Source organism: Paraburkholderia silviterrae (assembly GCF_004353915.1).
Lineage (GTDB): Bacteria > Pseudomonadota > Gammaproteobacteria > Burkholderiales > Burkholderiaceae > Paraburkholderia > Paraburkholderia silviterrae.
In genome coordinates this window covers 442240-467106 of sequence record NZ_SMRP01000003.1, presented here as the reverse complement: position 1 = coordinate 467106, position 24867 = coordinate 442240, and the positions used below count along the sequence as shown (strand labels likewise).

The following is a 24867-nucleotide window of genomic DNA, read 5'->3' as shown; positions in this document are numbered from 1 at the left end:
ACATGACTCAGACCCAGCTTGAAAATACGCCCCTGCGGGGCCCAGGCGCGGCGCTCGAAGCGTTCGACGCCGTGCTGTTCGACTTCGACGGCACGCTCGCCGACACGGCGCCCGACCTCGCCGCCGCGGTCAACCAGATGCGCCATGCGCGCGGCCTCGCGCCTGCGCCCTACGAGAAGCTGCGCCCACTCGCCTCGGCGGGCGCGCGCGGCCTGATCGGGGGCGCATTTGGCGTCGGCCCCGACGACCGCGAGTTCGCCGCCATGCGCGAAGAGTTCCTCGCCAACTACGCGGCCAACCTGCGCGTCGAGACGGCGCTCTTCCCGGGCATCGACGCGGTTCTCGACGACCTCGACGCGCGCGGCGTGCGCTGGGGCATCGTCACCAACAAGGTCGCGCGGCTGACCGATCCGCTCGTGAAGCTGATGCATCTGGACACGCGCGCGGCCTGTGTCGTGAGCGGCGACACCACGCCCTACTCGAAGCCCCATCCCGCCCCGCTGCAGCATGCGGCCCAGGCGCTCGGCATCGAGGCGAAGCGCGTGGTCTACGTGGGCGACGACCTGCGCGACGTGCAGGCCGGCCACGCAGCCGGTATGGCGACCATCGCCGCGGCCTATGGCTACTGCGGCAACGTCGAGCCGCCGTCGCAATGGAATGCCGATTACGTGGCCGACACCGCCGCAACGCTTTTCTCCCTGCTCCAGCGCGTGGGCCGGCGCGCCTGACACCACGGCCCTTGCCCGGCGAGAGACTGGACGTACGCGCCCTCGATCCGGATGCGGTTACCCTCCGCTGCCGAACTATGGGATAATGGGTGTCCACCCCGGGGCCGACCTGGTTTCGACAGGGGTTATGAAGTAATCAGGGCATGCCGAGGACCCGTCACCTCGTTAATCAATGGGAAAAACGTAACTGCAAACGACGAAACGTTCGCACTGGCAGCCTAAGGGCCGCCGTCCTCTGCCTGGCTCACTGACGGGCTAGTGTCGCAAGACCGGTAGCAATACCGCCAGAGGTCATATACGTCAGTTAAGCTCTGTCGGCGTCACGACGCCAGAGTCGAAAATCTAGTGAATCGCCGTAGCGCAGCGTGTTCGTCCGCGTCGCTGCGGTTAAATTAAATGACAGAACTACGCATGTAGAACTGGTTATGGACTGCTTCTGGACGCGGGTTCGATTCCCGCCGGCTCCACCAGATTTTCTTGAAAGAAAGTAAAAACTCGCGACAGCCCAAAAGCTTCGCGAGTTTTCTTTTTTTAACGCCCGGATTTAATCGCGCGTCAATTGCAGCGGCTGGCAAAAATGCGGCGCTCTCGCGCCGCCAACCATCCCGCAGATCAATTATCCTGCGGGCACTGCAGATTACAGCCGTTCGGGTCGCCCATATCGCCCTTCTTGCGCATCGACGACGGCTTGCCGCTCTGATACTTGTTCGAAGGCGCCGATGCCGCGAACGGCATTTGCGGATGCTCGTTGAGCTTGAATTCGTCGGTGAGGATGCCACCCGGCACGCCCGGCGAATTCTGCGCGAAAGCAATGTTGACGGTTGCAAAGAGCGCTGCAGCGGCCGCCGCAGCTATACAAACATTAAGCAAGAATTTCATGGTCGATCGGCGCGTACAACGCGCATCCAAAACAGTGGAGCCAGTACCGGCCCAAAGTATCACAAAAAGCGGCGCACTCTGCAGCGCCGACCTACGGCCATATTGCTTCGTATTACAAAGACCTGCCATTCAGCGCGCCTGCGCCTGCCCCGACCAGCCAACACCCAGCGGCACGATGGCGCCGCATTCTCCGGGATCGTAGCCCTCCAGTTGCGCCACCGACTCGCGAAACGGCGCACCGCGCAGAAGCTGGAGCACGCTCGCCAGAGGCTCGCGCTCCAGTTGCGCGCGCTCGCAGGCGAAAAAGTAGTCCTCGTCGGCGATCGGGATGAAATCGAGGCCGAAGTGATGCGCTGCCGGCTCCACGCCGAAGCCCACGTCGGCCATGCCGCTCGCGACGAATGCCGCGATCGCCGAATGCGTGAGCTCCGATGAGGCATAGCCGTTCACCCGCTCCGGATCGACGCCCACGCGCGTGAGCAGCAAGTCGATCAAGAGACGCGTGCCCGAGCCCGGCTGCCGGTTCACGAAACGGATGTCGCCGCGCGAGAGGTCGGCGAGACCGGCGATCCCGCGCGGGTTGCCATGCCCGACGAAGAGGCCCTGTTTGCGGCGCGTGAGGTGAATCAGCACGTGGCGCTGCGGATCGAGCCAATTGCGGTAGGCGTCGGCGCAGGCTTCGCGAAAGTCGCTGCGCGGCAGATGGAAGCCCGCCAGATCGCATTCGCCGCGCGCGAGCGCCGTGATGGCGTCGGCGCTGTCGCGGTACTTGATCTCCACGGGCACCTGGTCGGCCACGAGCGCGGTGACCAGCGCCGCCACCGCGTAGCCGTGCGAGGCGTGGATGCGCAAGTCCTGCCTGTCGGGTGCAAGCCAGCGGTTGAGGTCGCTCGCCACTTCGCTCGCGAGCGCCTGCAGGTTGCCGGACAGGCGCTCCTCACACAGACGCTGCGAGCGCAGTACCGCAACGCCGAGCTCCGAGAGCACGGAGCCGCGCCCACGCGCCTTGGCGATCAGCGCGCCGCCCAGGCGCTCCTCCAGATCGCGCAACAGGCCCCACGCGTGACGATAGGACAAACCCTTACGCTGCGCGGCCTGCGCAATGCTGCCTTCTTCAGCGACGAGCGCGAGCAGCGGCACGACGTCCGTCAGGCTTGCCTCGCGGCCTTGCGCATCGCGCACGACCAGTTGCGCCTGACACTCGACCTTGATCATTATGAAGTCTCGCCTCCTATTGCGTCCGCCTTTCTACGGGCCTATTGTTCGGTCATACAAGAAAACAACCCCAGCATAGGTGCGCACTTTATGAATAGCAAGCGCATATATGCCTCCGCAGGAGCTCTACAGTGGATGAGACAACCGCCAGCGCGCCGGACGACCTCGTACGGCGCCATGCCCAGCCGGGCCGCACGCTGCTCGCGATCCTGCATGCGATCCAGGATGAAGCCGGCTTCGTGCCGCCCGCTGCGGTCGCCCCGCTCTCGAAGGCGCTGAACCTCTCGCGCGCCGAAGTGCATGGCGTCATCACCTACTACCACCACTTCCGTACCGCGCCGCCCGCGCCCGTCGTCGTGCAACTGTGCCGTGCCGAGGCGTGCCGCAGCATGGGCAGCGAGGCACTCGCGCAGCACGCCGAAGCGCATACCGGCTGCCGCTTCAAGCAGCACGGCCACGCGAGCGAGCAAGTGCACGACCACGCAGGCGGAGTCGAGCTGGAGTCGGTCTATTGCCTCGGCCAGTGCGCGCTCTCGCCCGCCATGATGATCAACGGCACGCTGCACGCACGCGTGACCCCGCAAAAGTTCGACGCATTGCTGGCAAAAGCGGTGGCCGCCGTCGCCCGTACCGAGGAGGCTGTATGACGCGCATTTATGTTCCTCGCGATTCGTCGGCGCTCGCGCTCGGCGCCGATGACATCGCCGCCGCCATCGAACGCGAAGCCGCCGCGCGCGGCACGGCCATCGAGCTCGTGCGCAACGGCTCGCGCGGCCTGCTGTATCTCGAACCGCTCGTCGAGATCGAAACGCCCGATGGGCGCGTCGGCTATGCGAACGTCGAAGAAGCCGATGTGAAGAGTCTCTTCGATGCGGGCTTCCTGCAAGGCGCGCAGCATGCGCGCTCGGTCGGCCTCGTCGAGCAGATTCCGTATCTGAGCAAGCAGCAGCGTCTCACGTTCGCGCGTATCGGCATCACGGACCCGCTCTCGACCGACGACTACGTCGCGCATGGCGGGCTCGAAGGCCTGCGCAATGCGCTCGCCATGACCGGCACCGCAGCCTGCGAAGCGCTGGTCGAATCGGGCCTGCGCGGACGCGGCGGCGCGGCCTTCCCCGCCGGCATCAAGTGGCGCACCGTCGCCCAGGCCCAGGCGGACCAGAAGTACATCGTCTGCAATGCTGACGAAGGCGACTCGGGCACGTTCTCCGACCGCCTCGTGATGGAAAGCGACCCCTACGTGCTGATCGAAGGCATGGCGATCGCCGGCATCACGGTGGGCGCCACCGTCGGCTACATCTACGTGCGCAGCGAGTATCCGCATTCGATCGCCGCGCTCGAAGAGGCGATTGCCCGCGCGCGCGCCAAGGGCTGGCTCGGCGACGACGTGCTCGGCAGCGGCAAGCGCTTCGACCTGTTCGTCGCCAAGGGCGCCGGCGCCTACGTATGCGGCGAGGAAACCGCGCTGCTCGAATCGCTCGAAGGCAAGCGCGGCATCGTGCGCGCGAAGCCGCCGTTGCCCGCGCTCGCCGGCCTCTACGGCAAGCCGACGGTCATCAACAACGTCATCACGCTCGCCACGGTGCCAATCATCTTCGCGAAGGGCGCGGCGTACTACAAGGACTTCGGCATGGGACGCTCGCGCGGCACCCTGCCGTTCCAGCTCGCCGGCAACATCGCGCGCGGCGGGCTCGTGGAGATCGCGTTCGGCGTGACACTGCGCGAGCTGATGTTCGACTACGGCGGCGGCACCGCCAGCGGCCGCCCCGCGCGCGCCGTGCAGGTGGGCGGCCCGCTCGGCACGTATCTGCCCGAGAGCCAGTGGGACATTCCCATGGACTACGAAGCGTATGCGGCCGTGGGGGCGGTGGTCGGTCACGGCGGCCTCGTCGTGCACGACGACACCGCGAACCTCGCCGGCCTCGCCCAGTACGCGATGGAGTTCTGCGCGCTCGAATCGTGCGGCAAGTGCACGCCGTGCCGGATCGGCTCGACGCGCGGCGTCGAGGTAATCGCGAAGATCCGCAAGGGCGATACGTCCGAAAAGCAGGTCACGCTGCTGCGCGATCTGTGCGACACGATGGTGTCCGGGTCGCTCTGCGCGATGGGCGGCATGACGCCCTATCCCGTGATCTCCGCACTGAACTATTTCCCCGAAGACTTCGGTCTTGAACCTGTCCAGCCAGCCGCCGACGCGGCGGCCGCCTGAACGAGGAACCACCATGTCCGACACGCTCATGTCCCAAGCCGGCGGTTGCGGCTCCGGCAATTGCGCCTGCAAATCGGCGGCGATGAACAAAGCAAACGCACGCTCGCCCTTTGACGAAACCGATTACGGCACGCCGCTGCGCCACGCCGATGTCGACGTCACGCTCGAGATCGACGGCCAGGCCGTGACGGTGCCCGCGGGCACCTCCGTCATGCGCGCAGCCGTCGAAGCGGGCGTCAACGTGCCCAAGCTCTGCGCCACCGACTCGCTCGAGCCGTTCGGCTCGTGCCGGCTGTGTCTCGTCGAGATCGAAGGCCGCCGCGGCTATCCCGCTTCGTGCACGACACCCGTCGAGGCCGGCATGAAGGTGCGCACGCAAAGCAACCAGTTGCAAAAGCTGCGCCGCAACGTGATGGAGCTCTACATCTCCGATCACCCGCTCGACTGCCTCACCTGCCCCGCCAACGGCGACTGCGAGCTGCAGGACATGGCGGGCGTGACGGGTCTGCGCGAGGTGCGCTACGGCTTCGAGGGCGCGAACCACCTCAAGGACCAGAAGGACGAATCGAATCCGTACTTCACCTACGATCCGTCGAAGTGCATCGTCTGCAACCGCTGCGTGCGCGCATGCGAGGAAACGCAGGGCACCTTCGCGCTGACCATCGCCGGGCGCGGCTTCGAATCGCGCGTCGCAGCGGGTGCGAGCGAGCCGTTCATGGAATCGGAGTGCGTCTCGTGCGGCGCGTGCGTGGCCGCCTGCCCGACCGCGACGCTGCAGGAGAAGAGCGTCGTGATGCTCGGCCAGGCCGAGCACTCGGTCGTGACGACCTGCGCGTATTGCGGCGTGGGCTGCTCGTTCAAGGCCGAGATGAAGGGCAACGAGGTCGTGCGCATGGTGCCGCACAAGAACGGCCAGGCGAACGAAGGCCACGCCTGCGTGAAGGGCCGCTTCGCGTGGGGTTACGCCACGCACAAGGACCGCATCAAGAAGCCGATGATTCGCGCGAAGATCACCGATCCGTGGCGCGAAGTGAGCTGGGACGAAGCGATCAAATACGCCGCGAGCGAGTTCCGCCGCATTCAGGACAAGTACGGGCGCGACTCGATCGGCGGCATCACGTCGTCGCGCTGCACGAACGAAGAGACGTATCTCGTGCAAAAGCTCGTGCGCGCCGCGTTCGGCAACAACAACGTCGACACCTGCGCGCGCGTGTGCCACTCGCCCACCGGCTATGGCCTGAAGACCACGCTCGGTGAATCGGCGGGCACGCAGACCTTCGCCTCGGTCGATCACTCGGATGTGATCATGGTGATCGGCGCGAACCCCACCGACGGCCACCCCGTGTTCGGCTCGCGCCTGAAGCGCCGTGTGCGCGAGGGCGCGAAGCTGATCGTCGTCGATCCGCGCCGCATCGACATCGTCGACACCGCGCACGTGAAAGCCGAGCATCACCTGCAACTGCGCCCCGGCACCAACGTCGCGATGGTCAACTCGCTCGCGCACGTGATCGTCACCGAAGGGCTCGTAAACGAGGCTTTTGTGGCCGAGCGGTGCGAGACGCGTGGGTTCGAGCAGTGGCGCGATTTCGTCGCGCTGCCTGAGAATTCGCCCGAAGCCATGGCCGAAATCACGGGCGTGCCGGCGGAGCAAGTGCGCGCGGCCGCGCGTCTTTACGCGCAGCAAGGCAACTCGGCGATCTACTACGGCCTCGGCGTGACTGAGCACGCGCAGGGCTCGACCATGGTGATGGGCATCGCCAATCTCGCGATGGCCACGGGCAATATCGGCCGCGAAGGCGTGGGCGTGAATCCGCTGCGCGGCCAGAACAACGTGCAAGGCTCGTGCGACATGGGCTCGTTCCCGCACGAGCTGCCGGGCTACCGCCACGTGGGCGACGCAACCGTGCGCGGCGAGTTCGAAAGCGCCTGGAACGTCGCGCTGCAAAGCGAGCCGGGCCTGCGCATTCCGAACATGTTCGACGCGGCGATGGACGGCACCTTCATGGGCCTCTACTGCCAGGGCGAGGACATCGTCCAGTCGGACCCGAACACCCAGCACGTGGCAGCGGCGCTTTCAGCGATGGAGTGCATCGTCGTGCAGGACATCTTCCTGAACGAGACGGCGAAATACGCGCACGTGCTGCTGCCGGGCTCGTCGTTCCTCGAAAAGGACGGCACCTTCACCAACGCCGAGCGCCGCATCTCGCGCGTGCGCAAGGTGATGCCGCCGATCGCCGGCTACGCCGACTGGGAAGTGACGATCCTGCTCTCGCGCGCGCTCGGCTACGAGATGGACTACACGCATCCGTCGCAGATCATGGACGAGATTGCGCGTCTCACGCCCACTTTCCACGGCGTCTCGTACCGCAAGCTCGACGAGATGGGCAGCATCCAGTGGCCCTGCAACGACGAGGCGCCCGAAGGCACGCCGATCATGCACATCGACGAGTTCGTGCGCGGCAAGGGCAAGTTCGTTATCACGAAGTTCATCGCCTCGCCGGAAAAAGTCACGCGGCGCTTCCCGCTCTTGCTCACGACGGGCCGCATCCTCTCGCAGTACAACGTGGGCGCGCAGACGCGCCGCACCGAGAATTCGCGCTGGCACGAGGAGGACCGGCTGGAGGTTCACCCGGTCGATGCCGAAGATCGCGGCATCCGCGACGGCGACTGGGTGGGCATCGAATCGCGCGCGGGACACACGGTGCTGCGTGCGAAGGTCAGCACGCGCATGCAGCCGGGCGTGGTCTACACGACCTTCCACTTCCCCGAATCGGGCGCGAACGTGATCACCACGGACGCCTCGGACTGGGCCACCAACTGCCCCGAGTACAAGGTGACCGCCGTGCAGGTGAGCCACGTACAGCAGCCGTCGGACTGGCAACGCGAGTACTCGCGCTTCAACTCGACGCAGCTCGAATTGCTGCGCCAGCGCGATTCGCTGACGACTTCGGGAAAATGAGCAGGGGAACAACGCGATGAAAGCAGACCACCTGATCGAGATGGCGAACCAGATCGGCATGTTCTTCGACTCGCTGCCCGATCGCGAGGAAGCGCTCACGGGCATCGCCGAGCACATCCGCAAGTTCTGGGAGCCGCGTATGCGCCGCACGTTGCTGGCTGCGCTCGACGGCAACGGCGAGGAAGCGGGCCTTAGCGAAATCGTAGCCGCCGCGCTTACGAAGTATCGCGACGCGCTCGTGCCCGCAGCTACGGCTTGAGCGTATCGCCGCGGGAGCTCACGCGAAGCGCGCACGGCGTGTTCTCGCGCGACTTCGCGAGAGCGCCGCCTTGCCTCGGCCAGCGCCCGACTATTGCGGCGCCGGCCGGGGAGCGGGCGCCGCCGCGAACCACAGCTCGCAATGGCGCAGCAGGCCGTGCAGGTCCGATCCTGTGCGGCCGCGTGCGCAAATGTAGCCGTCGGGTCTCACGAGATAGAACGCTGGCCGCGTGCGCCCGTAGGCGTCGCCGAGCGACGGCGCGCCCTCGCCCGCCAACGGCGCCTCCGCGCCCGGCAGGTCCGCCACCCACCAGACGCGCACCGCCTGCGGCAATACCCGTTCGACGGCTTCGGCGAACGGCTTGAGCACTTCCAGGCCGCCGGCCGCGACAGCCGCCCCAGCGGTGCCGGCCCCGTCCGCCACGCCGGACGTGCTCGAGGCACTTGCTGCGCCGCCCTGCTCCGCAGCTTCCGCGGCACGCGCGGCTTCACCGTCCACCAGCAGGAACAGCGAAAAACTCGCCGGGTCGTGCAGATCGAAGATGCGGCCTTTTTCCGGCGCCTTGCCAAGCGGTCCGTCGACCACGCGCACCAACGCGTCGGGCGCGCGTTCACCCGCGCGCGGTCCGCCGTCGAGCACGCGCTCGAGCGTAAGCGGGCTGCGCCGGTACTGGATCGAGAGCTCGCTCAGCGCTTCGCGCGCCGCATCGCGCAACGGTCCGAGCGCGACGAGCGCCGGCATCACGCGCTCGCGCAACAGCTTCAGCGGCCCGTGATCGGCTTCGACGAGCTGCGTCATGAAGCTCGTCTGCCGCAATACGATGCGCTCGATCGGATAACGTTCGGCGTGATAGGTATCGAGGAGCCGATCGGGCGCGCCGCCCAGCGCACGCGCGAGCTTCCAGCCCAGATTGAACGCCTCCTGGATGCCCGTGTTCATCCCCTGCGCGCCTGCCGGGCTATGCACGTGCGCGGCGTCGCCTGCGAGGAAGACGCGGTCCATGCGCAGGAAGCGCACGATGCGGCTGTTCACGTGGAAGTACGAGGCCCAGGTCATGTCGGCGACCGATACGGGATGATGCATGCGGCGCTCGACGATCGAGCGGCATTCCTCGAGGGTCGGCACGGGCAGCGTGCCCTCGGGCGCGGCGGGCAGCATCGCCTTATGATCGGCGATCAGGCGAAAACGGCCGTGTCCATACGGGAATATCGCGGCAAGCCCGTCGCCTGAGGCGAACACGTGGAATTCGTCCTCGGGCCAGGGCGTGGTCGCAGCAATGTCGGCAAGCAGGAACGACTGCTCGAGCGACTCGCCATCGAACTGCATTCCAAGGTGGTGGCGCACTGTGCTGTGCGCGCCGTCGGCGGCAATCAGCCAGCCGCAGCGCAAGGCTTCGGTGCGCCCGCTGGCAAGACGCAGGTCCGCGCTCACGCCGGCCGACCCCTGATTGAATTCGACCAGCTCGACGCCGCGCTCGACCTCCACGCCGAGCGTCGCGAGCTGTGCGGCGAGAATGCGCTCGGTCTCGGTCTGATCGATGAACAGCAGGTAGGGATAGCGTGTGAAGAGTGGATCGAAATCGAGGCGCGCGCGGCGCTGGCCATTCGAATAGAGGTTGGCGACGTGCGCGCGATGACCGTGCTCGAGAAAGGGCGCGACAACGCGATGCTGCTCGAACAGTTCGAGCGTGCGCGCCTGAATGCCGATCGCGCGTGTGTGACGCCCTGGCTCACGCGCGCGATCGATCACGCGGACCGCAATGCGCGCACGGGCAAGACTCAAGGCGGCGGCGAGACCGGTCGGTCCCGCGCCAACGATGAGCACGGACGGCTGTGAAGAAGCCACGGTCATGCAGACCTCCATGCGATCGACATGAGTCGTAGTGTACGCCCGCTCCTGGCCTGGCCGAACGCCAGGATGCAGCGCACGCGGACGCTCGCATGCGTGCGCTCAAGGATGCATTGGCGGCGCACCATCGAGCGCGCAGCGATGCGCGCTCGTGCCCAGATCCACCTGCAGCGTCACGTGCGTCATGCGAAAGCGCAGGCCGAGCGCGCTCACGATGGCGTCTAGCGCGGCGTCGCCGGGATGGCCCGCGGGCATCACGAGATGCGCGGAAAGCGCATTGCCCGTGGTCGAGAGCGCCCAGATGTGAAGGTCGTGCACGTCGGTCACGCCTTGCTGCTGCGCGAGAAAAACGCGGATGCGCTCGATATCGACGCCTGCGGGCACCGCGGCGAGCGCGAGTCGCACCGACTCGCGCAACAGCCCCCACGTGCCGCGCACGATCACGAGGACGACGACGATGCTCATCGCCGGATCGACCCAGCTCCAGCCCGTCGCGAGAATCACGAGGCCGCTCACGGCGACCGCGGCCGAAACGGCGGCGTCGGCGGCCATGTGCAGGAAGGCGCCGCGGATGTTGAGATCGTCCTTCTGGCCGCGCATGAAGAGCCACGCGGAGAAGCCGTTGACCACCATGCCGAGCGTGGCGACGATGAACACGTCGAGGCCCGCCACGGGCGCGGGATTGAACAGGCGCCCGAGCGCCTCGGCAAGAATGGCGCCGCAGGCGACGAGCAGCAGCGCCGCGTTCGCGAGCGAAGCAAGGATCGACGAACTGCCGAAGCCGAAGGTATAGCGCCCCGAGGGCCGGTGCGTGGCCAGCCACGTGGCACCCCAGGCGAGCAACAGGCCGAGGACGTCGGAGAGGTTGTGGCCGGCGTCGGCGAGCAGCGCGGTGGAGTGCGCGATCACGCCGTAGACCGTCTGCGCGACCACGATGACGACGTTCAGCGCGACAGCGAGCGCGAACGCGCGGCCATGGCCTGCCGCCGGTGCGTGGTGGTGGTGGTGGCCATGCCCACCGTGCCCGTGGTCGTGCCCGTGGTCGTGGTCGTGCCCGTGCCCGTGGTCGTGGCCGTCGCCATGCGCAGGGTCGTGAGGGCCGGCATGGTCGTGGCCATGATCGTGTGCGGCATCCGCGTGCAGCGGCGCGGCGCCCTCGCTTGCGCGCCCGGAATCGGCGCTCATTACGTGAGCTCCTGCCATGTGGACACAGGCTCGGCCACGTGCTCGAGCATGCCCGCGAGCATCGCGCTGATATGCGCGTCCGCAGCCGCATAAAACACCTGTTTGCCCTCCCGTTCCGCACGCACGACGCGCGCTGCACGCAACAGACGCAGATGATGGCTCACGAGCGACGGCGACAAGCCGAGCGCATCGGCTATCGCGCCCACTGCGCGACGGCTGTGCACGCAGGCCAGCACGATACGCAGACGCGTGGGGTCGCCGAGCAGGCGGAACAGGTCGGCGAGCGGCGCGACGCGCTCGTCCTCGGGATACGGCGACATGGCAATCGTTCATACATATGAATAGGTGTTCATATGTTAGTTGCGATCCCACAACAGGTCAAGCCGCGCCGGAAGGCCACGCCCGCCAGGTTCGGGGGGTACCCGCCCGAGTGTGGGAAAATGCCGCCTTCGCTTCTCCCAAGTATTGGCCTTTCGGTTATGGAACAGGTTTTTGTCCGCGCGTACGCCGCACATCGCGACGGCCGGCTGGACGACGCCGAGCGCGACTATCGCGCGACGCTCGCCGCCGATCCCGTGCACGTCGATGCGCTGCACATGCTCGGCGTGCTGCGGCACCAGCAGGGCCAGCACGCCGAAGCCGCGGACCTCGTGCGCCGGGCGGTCGAGCTGCGGCCCGACGACGCCGCGCTCCAGCTGAACCTCGGCAACGCGCTGAAGGCACTCGGCCAGCTCGATGGGGCGATCGAGCGCTTTCGCAATGCGCTCACGCTCGCGCCCACATTCCCGCTCGCGCACTACAACCTCGGCAACGCCTACGCGGCAACCGGCCGCCACGAGGACGCGATGTACGCGTTCGGCCACGCGGTGCGCCTGCAGCCCGGCGACGCCTCGTCGCACAACAACCTCGGCAACGCCCTGCACGCGCTCGGCCGCCACGCCGAAGCCGCCGAGGCCTTTCGCCGCGCGCTCAAGATCCGTCCGGGCCACGCGGGCGCGCACAACAACCTCGGCATGGCGCTGAACGCGCTCGGCGACAGCGCCGGCGCCGTCGAACATTTCCAGAAGGCACTGCGCGTCCAGCCGCGCTTTGTCGCCGCGCATTTCAATCTCGCGAACACGCTCGACGCGACCGGCTATCACGCGCAAGCCGCCGCGGGCTTCGAAGCCGCCCTCGCCCTGCAGCCGCAATTCCCGCCTGCGCTGTTCGGGCTCGGCAATGCGCTGGCGGCGCTCGGGCGGCACGAAGACGCGCTCGGCGCTTATGAGCGCGCGATCGGCCTCGACCCGAAATTCGCGCTCGCATGGCTCGCGCTCGGCACGGCGCAACATGCGCTCGGCCGCCACGCTGCCGCGCTGCGTGCATTCGAAGAAGCGCTGCGCGCGCGCCCCGACCTCGCCGCCGCGCATCTGAACCGCGCGCTCGTCCTGCTCACCCTCGGCGACTTCCAGCGCGGCCTGCCTGCCTACGAGTGGCGGCTCGATCCGGCCGCGCGCGAAAGCGTGGCGGGTGCCGCAGGCGCCGCCGGCGTCAGGCCCGCCGCCGACATCGCGGTGGCCAGCGCGCCGCCGCCCGCCGACCCTCAAACCACCGCGGCCGCCATTGCCGCCCTGCCGCGCTGGCGCGGCGAGCCGCTCGCCGGCCGCACGCTGCTCATCCACGCGGAGCAAGGCTTCGGCGACACGCTCCAGTTCGTGCGTTTCGTGCCGAACGTCGTGGCGCTGGCCCACAGCGGTGCGCGCATCGTGCTCGAAGTGCAGGCGCCGCTCGTGCCGCTCATCGCGCCGGCCGCGCACGTCGCGCGCATTACGCTGATCGAGCAAGGCGCGCCCCGCCCCGCCGTCGACCTGCACTGCCCGCTGCTTTCGCTGCCGCTGGCGCTCGGCACGACCTTCGAGAGCGTGCCCGCACCGATGCCGTATCTCGCGGCCCCCGCCACCTATCTGCGCAAGTGGCGCGGCTCGCTCGGCGGGCAGGCCAAGCGCAAGATCGGGCTGGCCTGGTCGGGCCGTATCCACAAGCACGAAAATCGCACGCTGCCGCTCGCCGCGCTCGATCCGCTGTTCGCACTGGAGGGCATCGACTGGATCGTGCTCCAGCCGGATCTGAGCGAGGCGGAGCATGCGGCGCTCGACGCGCATCCGCGCGCGCGCACGATTCATCGGCTGGACGGCAAGCTGCAGGATTTCGCGGACACCGCCGCCGTCATCGAGCGCCTCGACGCCGTGGTCTCCATCGACACCTCCATCGCCCACCTGGCGGGCGCGCTGGGCGCGAAGCTCTGGCTGATGCTGCCGTTCGCCGCCGACTGGCGCTGGTTCGCCGGCACCGACACGAGCCCCTGGTACCCGCGCGCTCACCTCGTGCGCCAACCGCGGCCAGGAGCATGGGACGACGTGGTTGCGCGCGTCGCCGCGGCGCTGCGCGAAGCCTGATTGCGGATACCCGATGCGCACCTTGGCGCGCACTCGCGCAAAGTCCCGGCCCCATGAAAAAAACCCGCCTGCGCGGGTTTTTTTCATGGGATGGCGACGCCAGCGTCAGACCGTCTTGTACTGATTGCGCGCTTCAGCCGTCCGATAGAGCACGAGCGTGGCGATCAGCCCGCAAATGCCCGCGACGCCCATCCAGGCCCCCGGCGCCGCCTTGTTGCCGCTCATGTGAATCAGCCCCGTCGAGATGGCCGGCGTGAAGCCGCCGATCGTCGTGGCGAGGCTGTAGGCGAGCGAGAATCCAGCCGTGCGCACCTCGACAGGCATGACTTCGGTCAAGGCCACGACCATCGCGCCGTTGTAGCAGCCATACAGGAACGAGAGCCAGAGCTCGACCACGAGCAGGCGGCCGAACGACGGGTCGGCCACGAGCCACTGCACGGACGGATACGCGCTCAGAATCGTGAGGATCGTGAAGACGAGCAGCACCGGGCGGCGGCCGATACGGTCGGAGACCGCGCCGGACACGGGCAGCCAGAACAGATTCGACAAGCCGATGCAGACCGTCACGACAAACGTGTCGATCTCGCTCAGCTTGAGCACTTCCTTCCCGAAGGTCGGCGTGTAGGCCGTGATCATGTAGAACGACACGGTCGTCATGATGACCATGCCCATGCCGCCGAGCACGATGACCCAGTTCTGCACCATCGACACCAGGATTTCGCCAATCGACGGACGATGCTTCTTGTGCGCGAACTCCTCGGTTTCCTGCAGCGAACGGCGAATGAAGAACAGGAACGGCACGATGCAGCAGCCGACGATGAACGGCACGCGCCAGCCCCATGACGTCATGTCCTCGACCGGCAGGATGCGATGCAGCAGCACGCCGAACAGCGCTGCGAACACGACGGCCACTTGCTGGCTGCCCGATTGCCACGCCACGTAGAAGCCCTTGTTGCCCTTCGTCGCGATCTCCGAGAGATAGACCGAGACGCCGCCCAGCTCCGCTCCAGCGGAAAAGCCCTGCAGCAGGCGCCCGCACAGCACGAGCGCCGGCGCGAGCACGCCGATCGTCGCGTAGCCCGGCACGAGCGCGACGGTCAGCGTGCCGAGCGCCATCAGGCCGAGTGTGAGGATCAGGCCCTTGCGCCGCCCGTGGTGGTCGATATACGCGCCGAGGACGATGGCGCCGAGCGGCCGCACGAGAAAGCCGGCGCCGAACACGGACAGCGCCAGCATCAGCGAAGCGAAGGCGTTGTTGCTGGGGAAGTAGGTCCGGGCGATCGCCGAAGCGTAATAGCCGTAGACCATGAAGTCGTACATTTCCAGGAAGTTGCCGCTGACGACGCGGAAAACCGTCCGGACTTTCGATTCGCTGGAGGAAGCATGAGACGCGATAGACATGACATTCCCTCGAGATCTCGCCAGATGACAGGCGGAGGATGCCTGCAAGCGCCCCGTCCGACACAATCTGGCAGTGGAGCACAAGAGCCCGCCACAATCGGTTCTCACGCGTGAGCGTGCCTGGCGCGCGCCCATCGTGCTGTGCGCCCTTGCAGCCAGAACGCAGTCTGACACTTTACTCCCGACTACACATCGCAACACGCGCATCGCGCAGGGCTTCGCGCCGGAAATTCCGTTTGCCTGGCGCAACTCCGGACCCTTTCGCTGGCGCCGGAACAGAGGTTGAGCCGCGCCGGCCTGCCTATCGTGCACAATAACGCGATGACGCGGCCGGCTTCGTTTCGCGCCGCCCGCCCCCAATGCCCGATGCCCCGCATGCACACCGCCGCTGCCCTGACGCTGCGCCCGGCCACGATCGCCGACGCCCCCCTTCTCGCCGCCATGCATGCCGCGAGCTGGCAGGCCACGTATCGCGAGCTGCTGCCGGCCGCGTTCCTCGAGCAGGAAGTCGACGCCGAACGCGCCGCCTACTGGCGCGCACGCATGGAGGCGCCCGGCGAGGAACGCCGCCTCGTGCTGATCGCCGAGCTGGGGGAGCATCCGGCAAACCGCACGCCGGTCGGATTCGTCTGCGCCGAGCGTCAGCCTGGGTCGCTTTGGGGTGTGCTGCTCGACAATCTGCACGCGTTGCCGGCCCATCAGGGCATCGGCGTGGGCAAGCGGCTCATGCAGGCCGCCCAGGCGTGGGCACGCGCCCAGGGCGAAGCGCAGCTCTATCTCTACGTGCTCGAGGGCAACGCGTCCGCCATTGCGTTCTATGAGCGCCAAGGCTGGGAATATTCGGGGGCGGAGCCTGATCATATGGGTGGCATCGACATTACCGCCCTGCGCTATGTCTACCGGCTCGACGCCGCATGACGAAATAACGGGACCGCAGTTGCGCCTGCCCGCAGACAATCTGATCACCGGATCGCCCACTGCGCCGCGGCGCGGGCGCCCACACCCGCGCGCCTCAAAACAGGTAGCGACGACAATTTTCGTCTGATTTTCAGACGTTTCCGATGGATTGCCGCAAGTCTGGCCCGCATCATTCGAATCCAAACGATTGACCCGTATAAGGCATTGCAGCGCTGGCAAACCGCGCGTCTTTCGGGCTCCACCGTGTTCTGGTGCCCCACCACGCCAAGGCAGCGAGAGATCCATGTCAACTTTTCCGTTAGTTCAGGTGGAAGGCGCACTCGCGATACCGCGCATGCGGCCACTCACCCGCGTCCCGCCGCCGTTTGGCCGCGATTGGGCGCTCATGCCTCCGCACTTCAGCTTGCGCACCGAACTCCAGGCGCTCTATGCCGCCTTCCTGCGCACGGTGTGCCTGAGCGCCGAAGCATTCCGTCAGGCGTGCCGCTGGGACTTGCATCGCCGCTTCGTTCCGGAGCCGCCGCGCCCCGCCGCGGCACCCGTGGGCGACACACTCAACGCTGCGCAGGCCCAGCAAGCCGCCGCCGATACCTTGCAGCACCCGGCAGCCGGTGCGCGGGCCGCCCGTACCGCCGCTCGCGTCGAGCGCACACCGCCGTCGTCGCACAGGCTCGCGGCCACCGCCATTGCCATCGGCGGCGCAGTGCTGCTCACCTGGATCGTGGCCAGCCATACGCAATTTGGCGATGGCAAGGACAGAACCGTTCTGCATACGCCCGCGAGCCCTGTTTCGAGCACCGACGCGAGCGTGTCGGCGCGTCTTTCGGACGAACGCGCACAGCACGACCTCACGATGTCCAGCGCCGCGGGGAACAACAAGGACGTGGCCGCCCCAACAACGGCGCGCGCGGCAAGCGCACCGGCTGCGGCCCTGCAACCCACAGCAACGGCGGCGTCCAATGCGACGCCGAGTCAAGCTCCTGCATCGGCACCGATCATCATCACGCCGGATGCACTGCGCGCCCCCACACTCGCCGGCGCCCCTGCAACGGCATCGCCTTCGAAACCGGCAACAGCCGTGCGCCCCGACTACACCGGGCGCACACACGCGAGCACACCGCAGCGTGCCACGCTGACACCCCAAGCTACGCTCACGGGCGACAGAGCAGCCAAGGCTGCAAATCTCGCCAAGAGCCGCCAGGCCGCCGACGCGAGGGAGTTCACGACGTACAAGGAAGCCGGCCGCCATCCCGCGCACGATTTCGCGCCGCACCGTAGCGCGCCGCTCGTGACGACCCAGCGTACGCATGGCATGTATTCTGAAGCCGCCGATTATTCGCCACTCCAGTCGAGCGGGACGTCGAGCGACGACTATCCCTCGCTCACGACCTATGCAGGCACGCGCACGGCGCCACCGCCGGCAAGCCGCGCAACGGTGAACGTCGACAACACGGAATGGGTGAATCACGTTTCGCAACGCCGCGTGACCGAGGTGCCTGACAGCTTCGCGAAGTAATTCGCCACTCGACACGTGGCGCAGCGCCCGCTCGTACGCACTCGAGCGGCGCCTGCGGTTCCCGCCCAGCACACAACAAAAAAGCCCGGCTTCGTTGCCGGGCTTTTTTGTTGTGTGCTTCTCCACTTGTCCTGCTGCGCCGCACCGCCCGCTCCCAACGGCGCGACGCGATGCGAACCCAACGGGTATTTAGCGCCGCGAACCGGGCAAGCCCATCTCGGTTTCGCGCTGCAACTGGTCCACCTGATTCTGAAGATCGCGCAACTGGGCCTGCGCCTGGATCTTCTCGGCATTGAGGGCGCGCGCATTGCCCTGCATCTGGCGTTGATAGTCGTCGACGCGCGCCTGCTGCGTGCGCGCCACGTTGAGGTCCGCCTGCAGCCTGCGCGCACGGTCCTCATTGAGCGCAATTACGCGATCGATGAACGTCTTTTGCGCCTCGATCTGGGTACGGCGAATCTCCACCTCGGCGAGGCGCTGGGTCTGCTGCACGAAATTCGCATAGATGGCTTCCGCGCGCGCGTCGTCCTGCGAGCGAATCACCCGCCAGAAGTGCTTGTCCTGGAACAGCACCACGTAATACGTCATCTCGGGCGGATAAAAGAACAGGCTCGCGCCGTAGCTGGCGTTATAAGTCGTGCGCAACTCAACGAGCTGCGCGTCGTGGATAAGCTGCATGAGCGTGGCCACGTCGCCCTGCGAAGCCCCTGCGGTCGCCTGATCGTCCACCATGCCCGCGGGCGGCGGCGTGTTCGCCGGCTGCGGCGTCAGGCTGCCGAGCGACGGCCGGTTGCCCGCCACCGGAGTGCCGGCCACCGGAGTGCCGGCCACCGGAGCCACGTCGCTAGCGGGTGCGCCGGCCCATGCGGCAGCGCCGTGCTGCAAAAGCGTAAAGACCGCGGCGCCCAGCAAGGCGCGACGCAGCGGGGTTGATTGCTTCATGACTGCCTGTTCCGTTCAGGATTCCGAGTAACCGCTTATTATCACCGCCAGAAAATCTCATAAACGCGCATTAATTTCGGATAACCGACAGAGCAGCCAATTACTTGTCCGAAATCACCTACTTCCGATTAGGAATGCGTGCGAGGAATCTGGATCGATGTAGCTCAAAATCAAAAAAGGGGGCTGCCGCCCCCTTTTCGTCAGAACCGCGTCTCGCGCGCCGCGCGCAAAAACGTATCGAGCAGCGGTGTGCAGTCGAGTAGCTCCGGGCCGCCGGCGCGGTGGAACTCCGGGTGCCACTGCACGCCCACGACGAACGGCGCGCGCCGGTAGCGCACCGCTTCGATCAGGCCATCACCGGACGAAACGGCCTCGACCGTCAGATCGCGGCCAAGGCTCTTTACCGCCTGATGGTGGATCGAGTTGACGATGGCCTCGCGCCTGCCGGGGAACATGCTGGCCATCGACGAGCCCTCCGGAAAGTGGACGGCGTGGCGATGCTGGTCGTAGTGCTCGCTCACGTGCACGCCCGCCGTGGGGACGTCCATGGCGATGTCCTGATAGAGCGAACCGCCGAACGCGACATTGATGAGCTGGCAGCCGCGGCAGACGCCCAGCACCGGCTTGCCCGACTCGATGAATTCGTGCAGCAGCTCCAGCTCGTACATGTCCCGCACGCGGTCGCCGGGCCACTCCGGACGCGGCGCGGTCTCCGCGTAGGTTTGCGGCGAGACATCGGCGCCGCCTTGCAACAAGAGGCCGTCGAGGTGCTTCGCATAATCGCGCAGGCGGATGTTGCTCGGGTGCAGCATGCCCTGATGGCCGACCGTCGGAATCATGAAGACGATCACGTCGCGCGACATGACCCAATGCGCGATCGACTCTTCGAGATATTGCAGCGTCTTGCCGCGCAAGCCCGCTGCGCCCGGTTCCGGGTGAAAGATGCGAGCCGACACGCCAATGCGCAGCGTGCGCTGGGTGATGCGCTGACCGGCGCGGTCGAACAACTGCCGGGCGCGCGCCGCGACGATTCGGCCGAACACCGACCATGCCGAATCGCTCGGACGCAGATAGCGAGGCGGCTCAGGCGGAATGGCGCCCGGCGGCGGGGGATGCTGCGCGCTGAAGTCGGGCGCCTGGCCGAAACCAGCAGGCGCGGCGCCCGGTCGCGGGCTGCCCCCCGGCTGAGGCGGTGAAGGCTGGGCGGCGGCTTGCGCTGTGGTGTCCTTCGTCCCGGTCGCGGTGGGCGCCGGCACGTCTTTACCCACCTCGCCCACCACCTCGATCGGAATGCGTGGCGCCACGGCGGCTTCGGCCTGCTGGCGCGCCACGGCGCGCGCCGCCTCTTCGTGCGGCTCGCCGGCTTGCGGCGCGCTCGAAGCGGCCCCCACCTGCGCCGAAACCGGCTCCTCGTCGCTGCCCCTGCCCGAGCTGTCCGCGCCAGCTGCGTCCGACGTCACCGCCGATGCGCTCGCGGGCGCGTCGGTCGATGCACGCTGCGCAGGCTCACCCGAGGGCGTCGCGCCCGAAGAGCCGGATGTTGCGGCGCCCGGTGCGCCGGGGGGCGTTGCGTGGGGAGAAGCGGAAGAGCCCGGCGCGCCGGGCGCGCCGGCGTTGGCAGGACGGTCAGCGCCGTCAGGAACCTCGGGGTGGTCGGATTTGTTTTCGCTCATAGCGTGGGGTCGGGCGCGCCGCGCGCGCGAACGAATGAACAGGGTTTCGATTATGCGTCGCACCGCATATCGCCGCCAGCCCCGTGCACAAACGCTCACACTCTGTTGCAGTTGGGCACGGCCTGTCAGGCACTGGCAGGTCCCGCACCCGATCTGCACCGAACTGCGCCCAACCGCGCGCCGGCCTTAGGGGTCCGGCCGCTCGTCGAAGGTCTCGCGCAGCGCGATCTGCATGCTCGCGTGGATCTTCACGCACCAGCGCCACAACAGCATCGTGAGCCCCGCCGCGCACACCAGCACGCCAATCAGGAAGCCCGTGGGCGGCAGGATCGTTCCCGAGAGCGCGGCGACCAGCACGAACACACCGATCATCGAGACGGCCGGCACGAGCTCGGCAATCGCATGGCGCAGCGCGCGCGTGAAGCACCCTGCCTTTTCGGGCTGCACGCTCACCTCGGCAAGCAAGAGCGCGAGCGATTGCGTCTTGCGCCAGACGGCCACCAGAAATGGAATCGCGAGCAGCAAAGCGGCGCTCCACAGCACCACGCGCTGGATGCGCTCGTCGGGCACCCAGCTCGCAAGCAGCGGCAACGCGTAGCGCGCGCCATACGATGCACCGATGAAAATCGCCGAGACGAGCGCGAGATTCACCGCGACCTGCACGACGACGCGCTTCGTGAGCGAGAACAGCGTCGGGCCTTGCGTGCCATTCGAGCGCGGCATCAGGCAGCGCAGCCACTGGCTGTACATGCCGAAGACATTCGACACCGCGGGCGGCATCGCGCGCGCAAGGCGCTGCGAGAGCGGATCGGCGAAGCGGATCAAATATGGCGTGGTGAGCGTCGTGATCGCCGAGACGGTCACGGCAATCGGATAGAGAAAGGCGCTCGTCACCTTCAGCGTCAGGCCGAGCGAAGCGATGATGAACGAGAACTCGCCGATCTGCGACACCGTCATCCCGACGCGCATCGCCGTGCGGCCGTCGCGGCCGGCCAGGAAGGTGCCGAGCCCGCACGACACGAGCTTGCCGAACACCACCGCGAGCGAGATCACCGCGATCGGCCACGCGTAGTCGACCAGCACGAGCGGATTGAGCATCAGGCCGATCGTCACGAAGAAGATGGCCGAGAACGCGTCGCGCAGCGGCGCGACCAGATGCTCGATGCGTGGCAGATGGCGCGACTCGGCCATGATCGCGCCGATCAGGAACGCGCCGAGCGCAATCGAGTAATCGAGCTTCACGACCAGCAGGCAAAAGCCGAAGCAAAAGCCGAGCACCGAGACGAGCAGCATTTCGTCGCTGCCCACGCGCGCCACGTAGCCGAGCACGCGCGGCACGATCAGGATGCCCGCGAGCAGCGAGACCGTCATGAACAGCAGCAGCTTGCCGAGTGTGATGAACGCGATGCCGGGCGAGAGCTCGCCCGTCTGCGCAATACCGCCGAGCAGCACGAGCATGGCGATGCCGAGGATGTCCTCGACGATCAGGATGCCGAACACGAGTTGCGCGAACGGCTCGCGCTTCACGCCGAGATCGGCGAGCGCCTTGACGATGATGGTGGTCGAAGAAATGGCGAGGATCGCGCCGAGAAACAGCGAATCCATGGGGGCCCAGCCGAACGCGCGGCCAATCTCGTAGCCGATCCACAGCATCACGACGATTTCGGACAGCGCCGCGACGATGGCGGTCGCCCCCACCTGGAACAGCTTGCGCAGACTGAATTCGAGCCCGAGCGAGAACATCAGGAACACCACGCCCAGCTCGCCCATCGTCTGGATGGTCTGCTCGTCGTGGATGAGCTGGAACGGCGGCGTGTACGGCCCGATGATCACGCCCGCCGCGATATAGCCGAGCACCACCGGCTGCTTCAGGCGATGAAACAGCACGGTGACGATCCCCGCGATCGCCATCACGACTGCCAGATCCTGAATGAAGCCGATTCCCTGATGCATGGGCAGAATATCCTTACAAAATGCTATCGGAAAATTGAATGTTACCCGATGGAAGCGCCGCGCCAAATCGCTGCTCAAGAAAAATTCACGTTCTACAATGATGTGTCCCTTGCCGCGGCGCATGGCCGTGCATGGCCGCGCATGTCTGTATTGCGCGGCCGCATTGCGCGTCACCGCCCGCCCGCGGCACCCCTGCCCACCGTATTGCCATCGATGCCCCCGCTGCCATGACCGCCACGCCTTCAGCCTCCCCAGCCCCCTCGGCCTTCACGCCGTTCCCTGCGCTCGCCCAACTGGCCGCCGACCTCGCCGCGGGCCGCACCACGAGCCGCGCGCTCGCCGAGGCCGCGCTCGAGCGCATCGCCGCTGCGGCCGGCCAGGGCGCCACCGTGTTCACGCACGTCGACCCCGAGCGCGTGCGCGCCGCCGCCGATGCGCACGACCGGCTGCGCGCATCGGGCACGGTGCTTTCGCCGCTCGCGGGCATTCCCGTCTCGGTGAAAGACCTGTTCGACGTGCAAGGCGAAGTCACGCGCGCCGGCTCCACGGTGCTCGCGAACGCAGCGCCCGCGAGCGCCGACGCCACCGCGGTCGCGCGCCTGCGCCATGCGGGCGCGGTGCTCGTCGGACGCACCAACATGAGCGAGTTCGCGTTTTCCGGACTCGGCCTGAACCCGCACTACGGCACGCCGCTCTCGCCTTACCGGCGCGGCGTGGCCGGCGACGAGCGCATCGCGGGCGGCTCATCGTCCGGCGCCGCAGCCTCGGTCGCCGACGGCATGGCCGCCGTCGCGCTCGGCACCGACACGGGCGGCTCGATCCGCATCCCGGCGGCGTTCTGCGGCCTCACCGGCTTCAAGCCCACGGCCGCGCGCATCCCGAAGACGGGCGCCGTGCCGCTCTCGCCCACGCTCGACTCGTTCGGCCCGATCGGCAACACGGTGGCGTGCTGCGCGCTCGTGGACCGCATCCTCGCCGGGCTGGCGCCGCACGTGCCCGCGACGCGGCACCTGGACGGCGTGCGCATTGGCGTCCTCACGAACTACGTGACGGACGACATCGAGCCTTACGTGGCCGAAGCGCTGGACACGGCGCTCAAGCACCTCGATGCAGCTGGCGCAATCGTGAGCGAGGTGCGCTTTTCGGCGTTCGAGCGCCTCGCCGGGATCAACCACTATGGCTTCTCGCCGATCGAGGCCTACGCGTGGCATCGCCCGCTCCTCGCGCAACACCGCGACCAGTACGACCCGCGCGTGCTCGTGCGCATCCTCAAGGGCGAACCCGCGAGCGCCGCCGACTATCTCGATCTGATCGCCGCGCGCGCCGCCGTGATGGACGAGGCGCAGGCTACGCTCTGGTCGCGCTTTGACGCCGTGATCGCCCCGACCGTGCCAATCGCGCCGCCCGCGCTCGCCCCGCTAGTCGCCGACGACGACGCGTTCGCGCGCGCCAATGCGCTCGTGCTGCGCAACCCGAGCGCCTTCAACTTCCTTGACGCCTGCGCGCTCTCGTTGCCGATCCACCATCCCGGCGAGGCGCCGGTGGGGCTGATGCTGGCCGGCGCGCCCTACGCCGACGACGCGCTCCTCGCGATCGGCCGCGGCGTCGAAGCGGTGCTCGCGCCGCTGCGATAACCGTAAACTGCGATAACCGTAAACTGCGATACCCGTAAACTGCGATAACCGTAAAAAGGGGCCCGGTTACCCGCGCAGGCTCCGCCTGCGCGTGGTCAAGGGCGCTCGCTCGCGCCATCCCCCCTTCGCGCTAGAATCCCGAAACGCCGTTGCAGCCGCCGCTACCAGGATTTGCCCGAGGCCGGCTGCGCTGTCCAACCCGAATAAACGAGTCACATGAACGACGATAACGCGCGGCTACGCCGCGAGCGCCGCCTGCTGGTCCTCCTCGGCCTGATCTGCCTCGCGCTGCTGGGCGGGGCGCTCTACTTCCAGTACGCCGAGCACCAGGACCCCTGTCCGCTGTGCATCCTCACGCGCTACTTCTTTATCCTGATTGCGATCTTCGCGTTCCTCGGCGCGCGTTTCGACAGTTGGCGCGCCGTGCGCACGCTCGAAGCGCTGGTCGCGATTTCGGCGGCGGGCGGCATCATCGCCTCCGCCCGGCTCGCCTGGGTGCAGGCCGTGCCGAGCTTCAGCTGCGGCTTCGACACGCTGCAGCCCATCGTCGACGCCCTGCCGCCCGCGCACTGGCTGCCCGGCGTCTTCAAGGTCCAGGGCCTGTGCGAAACGACCTATCCGCCGATCCTCGGCCTCACGCTGCCGCTCTGGTCGGTGCTCGCCTTCGCCGTCGTGTTCGTCGTGGTGCTCGCCAGCCTGTGGCGCAACCGTCGCCGCCAGGTGGCGTGGCCCGGCATCCGGCGCTAAACGCTGCCGCGCCACCGCGCCGCGCGCCGCACCGTTGCTTGACCCAAGGCGCTGCGGCGCCATCCACCCGCGCCACACACTCAACCAGGCACCACCCTCTCCGCGCGCCGCCCTCTCCCCCGCGCCGCCCCTCATCCGGCGGCGCCTCCCCCTCCTCCTAGCCATCGCCCGAAAGGGCCGGATCATACGACGTTCTGTCATGGGCGCCGTCGCATAACCCCCATCTTCCAGAAGGAATACTTTCCGGGCGCTGTCGGTGCTAAATTCGGACTTGGATGGCGATCTACGTGCGCGAGGCCGGACTGGACAGTCAAGGCGCGCCCCGGCTCCCTGCGTAACGCGCGCCTGATCCGCAATGTCTCCCGG

19 protein-coding genes and 1 other RNA gene are annotated in these 24867 nt (G+C 67.4%); 11 read left to right on the top strand and 9 right to left on the bottom strand.

Translation table 11 applies throughout. The annotated features are described in order from the left end of the window. The first annotated feature begins 2 nt into the window (after positions 1 to 2). Positions 3 to 728: an HAD-IA family hydrolase gene (locus tag EYW47_RS09585; protein WP_133194614.1), complete on the top strand. Its 726-nt coding sequence runs from the start codon at positions 3 to 5 to the stop codon at positions 726 to 728. A gap of 100 nt (positions 729 to 828) precedes the next feature. Then, positions 829 to 1198, top strand: a transfer-messenger RNA (tmRNA) gene (gene ssrA, locus EYW47_RS09580). A 142-nt stretch (positions 1199 to 1340) separates the two neighbouring features. Here ssrA and EYW47_RS09575 read toward each other — a convergent pair. Together EYW47_RS09575 and EYW47_RS09570 are read right to left on the bottom strand one after the other, a co-directional pair. Continuing rightward, positions 1341 to 1607 (bottom strand): hypothetical protein, encoded by a 267-nt coding sequence (locus tag EYW47_RS09575; RefSeq protein ID WP_133194768.1) that lies wholly within the window; start codon positions 1605 to 1607, stop codon positions 1341 to 1343. Between the two features lie 129 nt (positions 1608 to 1736). Continuing rightward, a complete protein-coding gene (locus EYW47_RS09570) occupies positions 1737 to 2822 on the bottom strand; it encodes a substrate-binding domain-containing protein (RefSeq protein ID WP_133194613.1) in 1086 nt (361 codons plus the stop codon). Between the two features lie 131 nt (positions 2823 to 2953). On the opposite strand from EYW47_RS09570, the gene EYW47_RS09565 reads away from it, so the two are divergent. The 4 genes from EYW47_RS09565 to EYW47_RS09550 are packed head-to-tail and all read left to right on the top strand — an operon-like array spanning position 2954 to position 8249. Further along, positions 2954 to 3469, top strand: a complete 516-nt coding sequence (locus EYW47_RS09565) for an NAD(P)H-dependent oxidoreductase subunit E (protein ID WP_133194612.1) — start codon at positions 2954 to 2956, stop codon at positions 3467 to 3469. Then, entirely contained in the window at positions 3466 to 5031 is a 1566-nt protein-coding gene (locus EYW47_RS09560; protein ID WP_133194611.1) for a formate dehydrogenase beta subunit, read from the top strand. The genes EYW47_RS09565 and EYW47_RS09560 overlap by 4 nt, the downstream gene beginning before the upstream one ends. A gap of 13 nt (positions 5032 to 5044) precedes the next feature. Then, the gene (fdhF, locus tag EYW47_RS09555; RefSeq protein ID WP_133194610.1) at positions 5045 to 7990 is read left to right on the top strand and encodes a formate dehydrogenase subunit alpha; all 2946 of its coding nucleotides are present in this window, start codon (positions 5045 to 5047) and stop codon (positions 7988 to 7990) included. Positions 7991 to 8006: 16 nt separating this feature from the next. Continuing rightward, positions 8007 to 8249: a formate dehydrogenase subunit delta gene (locus EYW47_RS09550; protein WP_133194609.1), complete on the top strand. Its 243-nt coding sequence runs from the start codon at positions 8007 to 8009 to the stop codon at positions 8247 to 8249. Between the two features lie 90 nt (positions 8250 to 8339). On the opposite strand, the gene EYW47_RS09545 is transcribed toward EYW47_RS09550, so the two are convergent. From EYW47_RS09545 to EYW47_RS09535, 3 genes are all read right to left on the bottom strand, one after another. Then, positions 8340 to 10100 (bottom strand): FAD-dependent monooxygenase, encoded by a 1761-nt coding sequence (locus tag EYW47_RS09545; protein ID WP_133194608.1) that lies wholly within the window; start codon positions 10098 to 10100, stop codon positions 8340 to 8342. A 99-nt stretch (positions 10101 to 10199) separates the two neighbouring features. After that, complete coding sequence (locus EYW47_RS09540; protein WP_133194607.1) at positions 10200 to 11282, bottom strand: cation diffusion facilitator family transporter; 1083 nt, start codon at positions 11280 to 11282, stop codon at positions 10200 to 10202. After that, positions 11282 to 11602, bottom strand: a complete 321-nt coding sequence (locus EYW47_RS09535; protein WP_133194606.1) for an ArsR/SmtB family transcription factor — start codon at positions 11600 to 11602, stop codon at positions 11282 to 11284. Before EYW47_RS09535 ends, EYW47_RS09540 begins: the two co-directional genes overlap by 1 nt. 159 nt (positions 11603 to 11761) lie before the next feature. On the opposite strand from EYW47_RS09535, the gene EYW47_RS09530 reads away from it, so the two are divergent. After that, positions 11762 to 13717 (top strand): tetratricopeptide repeat protein, encoded by a 1956-nt coding sequence (locus tag EYW47_RS09530; RefSeq protein WP_133194605.1) that lies wholly within the window; start codon positions 11762 to 11764, stop codon positions 13715 to 13717. A 105-nt stretch (positions 13718 to 13822) separates the two neighbouring features. Here EYW47_RS09530 and tcuC read toward each other — a convergent pair whose 3' ends face one another. Beyond that, complete coding sequence (gene tcuC, locus EYW47_RS09525) at positions 13823 to 15118, bottom strand: MFS transporter (protein ID WP_133194604.1); 1296 nt, start codon at positions 15116 to 15118, stop codon at positions 13823 to 13825. Between the two features lie 375 nt (positions 15119 to 15493). Between tcuC and EYW47_RS09520 the strand changes: the two genes are divergently transcribed. Together EYW47_RS09520 and EYW47_RS09515 are read left to right on the top strand one after the other, a co-directional pair. Continuing rightward, positions 15494 to 16036: a GNAT family N-acetyltransferase gene (locus tag EYW47_RS09520; RefSeq protein ID WP_133194603.1), complete on the top strand. Its 543-nt coding sequence runs from the start codon at positions 15494 to 15496 to the stop codon at positions 16034 to 16036. Positions 16037 to 16319: 283 nt separating this feature from the next. Further along, positions 16320 to 17552: a prolipoprotein diacylglyceryl transferase gene (locus tag EYW47_RS09515; RefSeq protein WP_133194602.1), complete on the top strand. Its 1233-nt coding sequence runs from the start codon at positions 16320 to 16322 to the stop codon at positions 17550 to 17552. Positions 17553 to 17741: 189 nt separating this feature from the next. Here EYW47_RS09515 and EYW47_RS09510 read toward each other — a convergent pair whose 3' ends face one another. The 3 genes from EYW47_RS09510 to EYW47_RS09500 all read right to left on the bottom strand — a co-directional run bounded on the left by EYW47_RS09510 (position 17742) and on the right by EYW47_RS09500 (position 22120). After that, entirely contained in the window at positions 17742 to 18494 is a 753-nt protein-coding gene (locus tag EYW47_RS09510) for a DUF2968 domain-containing protein (protein ID WP_133194601.1), read from the bottom strand. Positions 18495 to 18694: 200 nt separating this feature from the next. Continuing rightward, positions 18695 to 20167 (bottom strand): gamma-glutamyl-gamma-aminobutyrate hydrolase family protein, encoded by a 1473-nt coding sequence (locus EYW47_RS09505; protein ID WP_133194600.1) that lies wholly within the window; start codon positions 20165 to 20167, stop codon positions 18695 to 18697. Between the two features lie 186 nt (positions 20168 to 20353). After that, a complete protein-coding gene (locus EYW47_RS09500; protein ID WP_133194599.1) occupies positions 20354 to 22120 on the bottom strand; it encodes a cation:proton antiporter in 1767 nt (588 codons plus the stop codon). 227 nt (positions 22121 to 22347) lie between these two features. Here EYW47_RS09500 and EYW47_RS09495 point away from each other — a divergent pair, with 227 nt between their 5' ends. After that, positions 22348 to 23754 (top strand): amidase, encoded by a 1407-nt coding sequence (locus tag EYW47_RS09495; RefSeq protein WP_133194598.1) that lies wholly within the window; start codon positions 22348 to 22350, stop codon positions 23752 to 23754. A 216-nt stretch (positions 23755 to 23970) separates the two neighbouring features. Beyond that, a complete protein-coding gene (locus EYW47_RS09490; RefSeq protein WP_133194597.1) occupies positions 23971 to 24501 on the top strand; it encodes a disulfide bond formation protein B in 531 nt (176 codons plus the stop codon). Positions 24502 to 24867 lie beyond the last annotated feature (366 nt).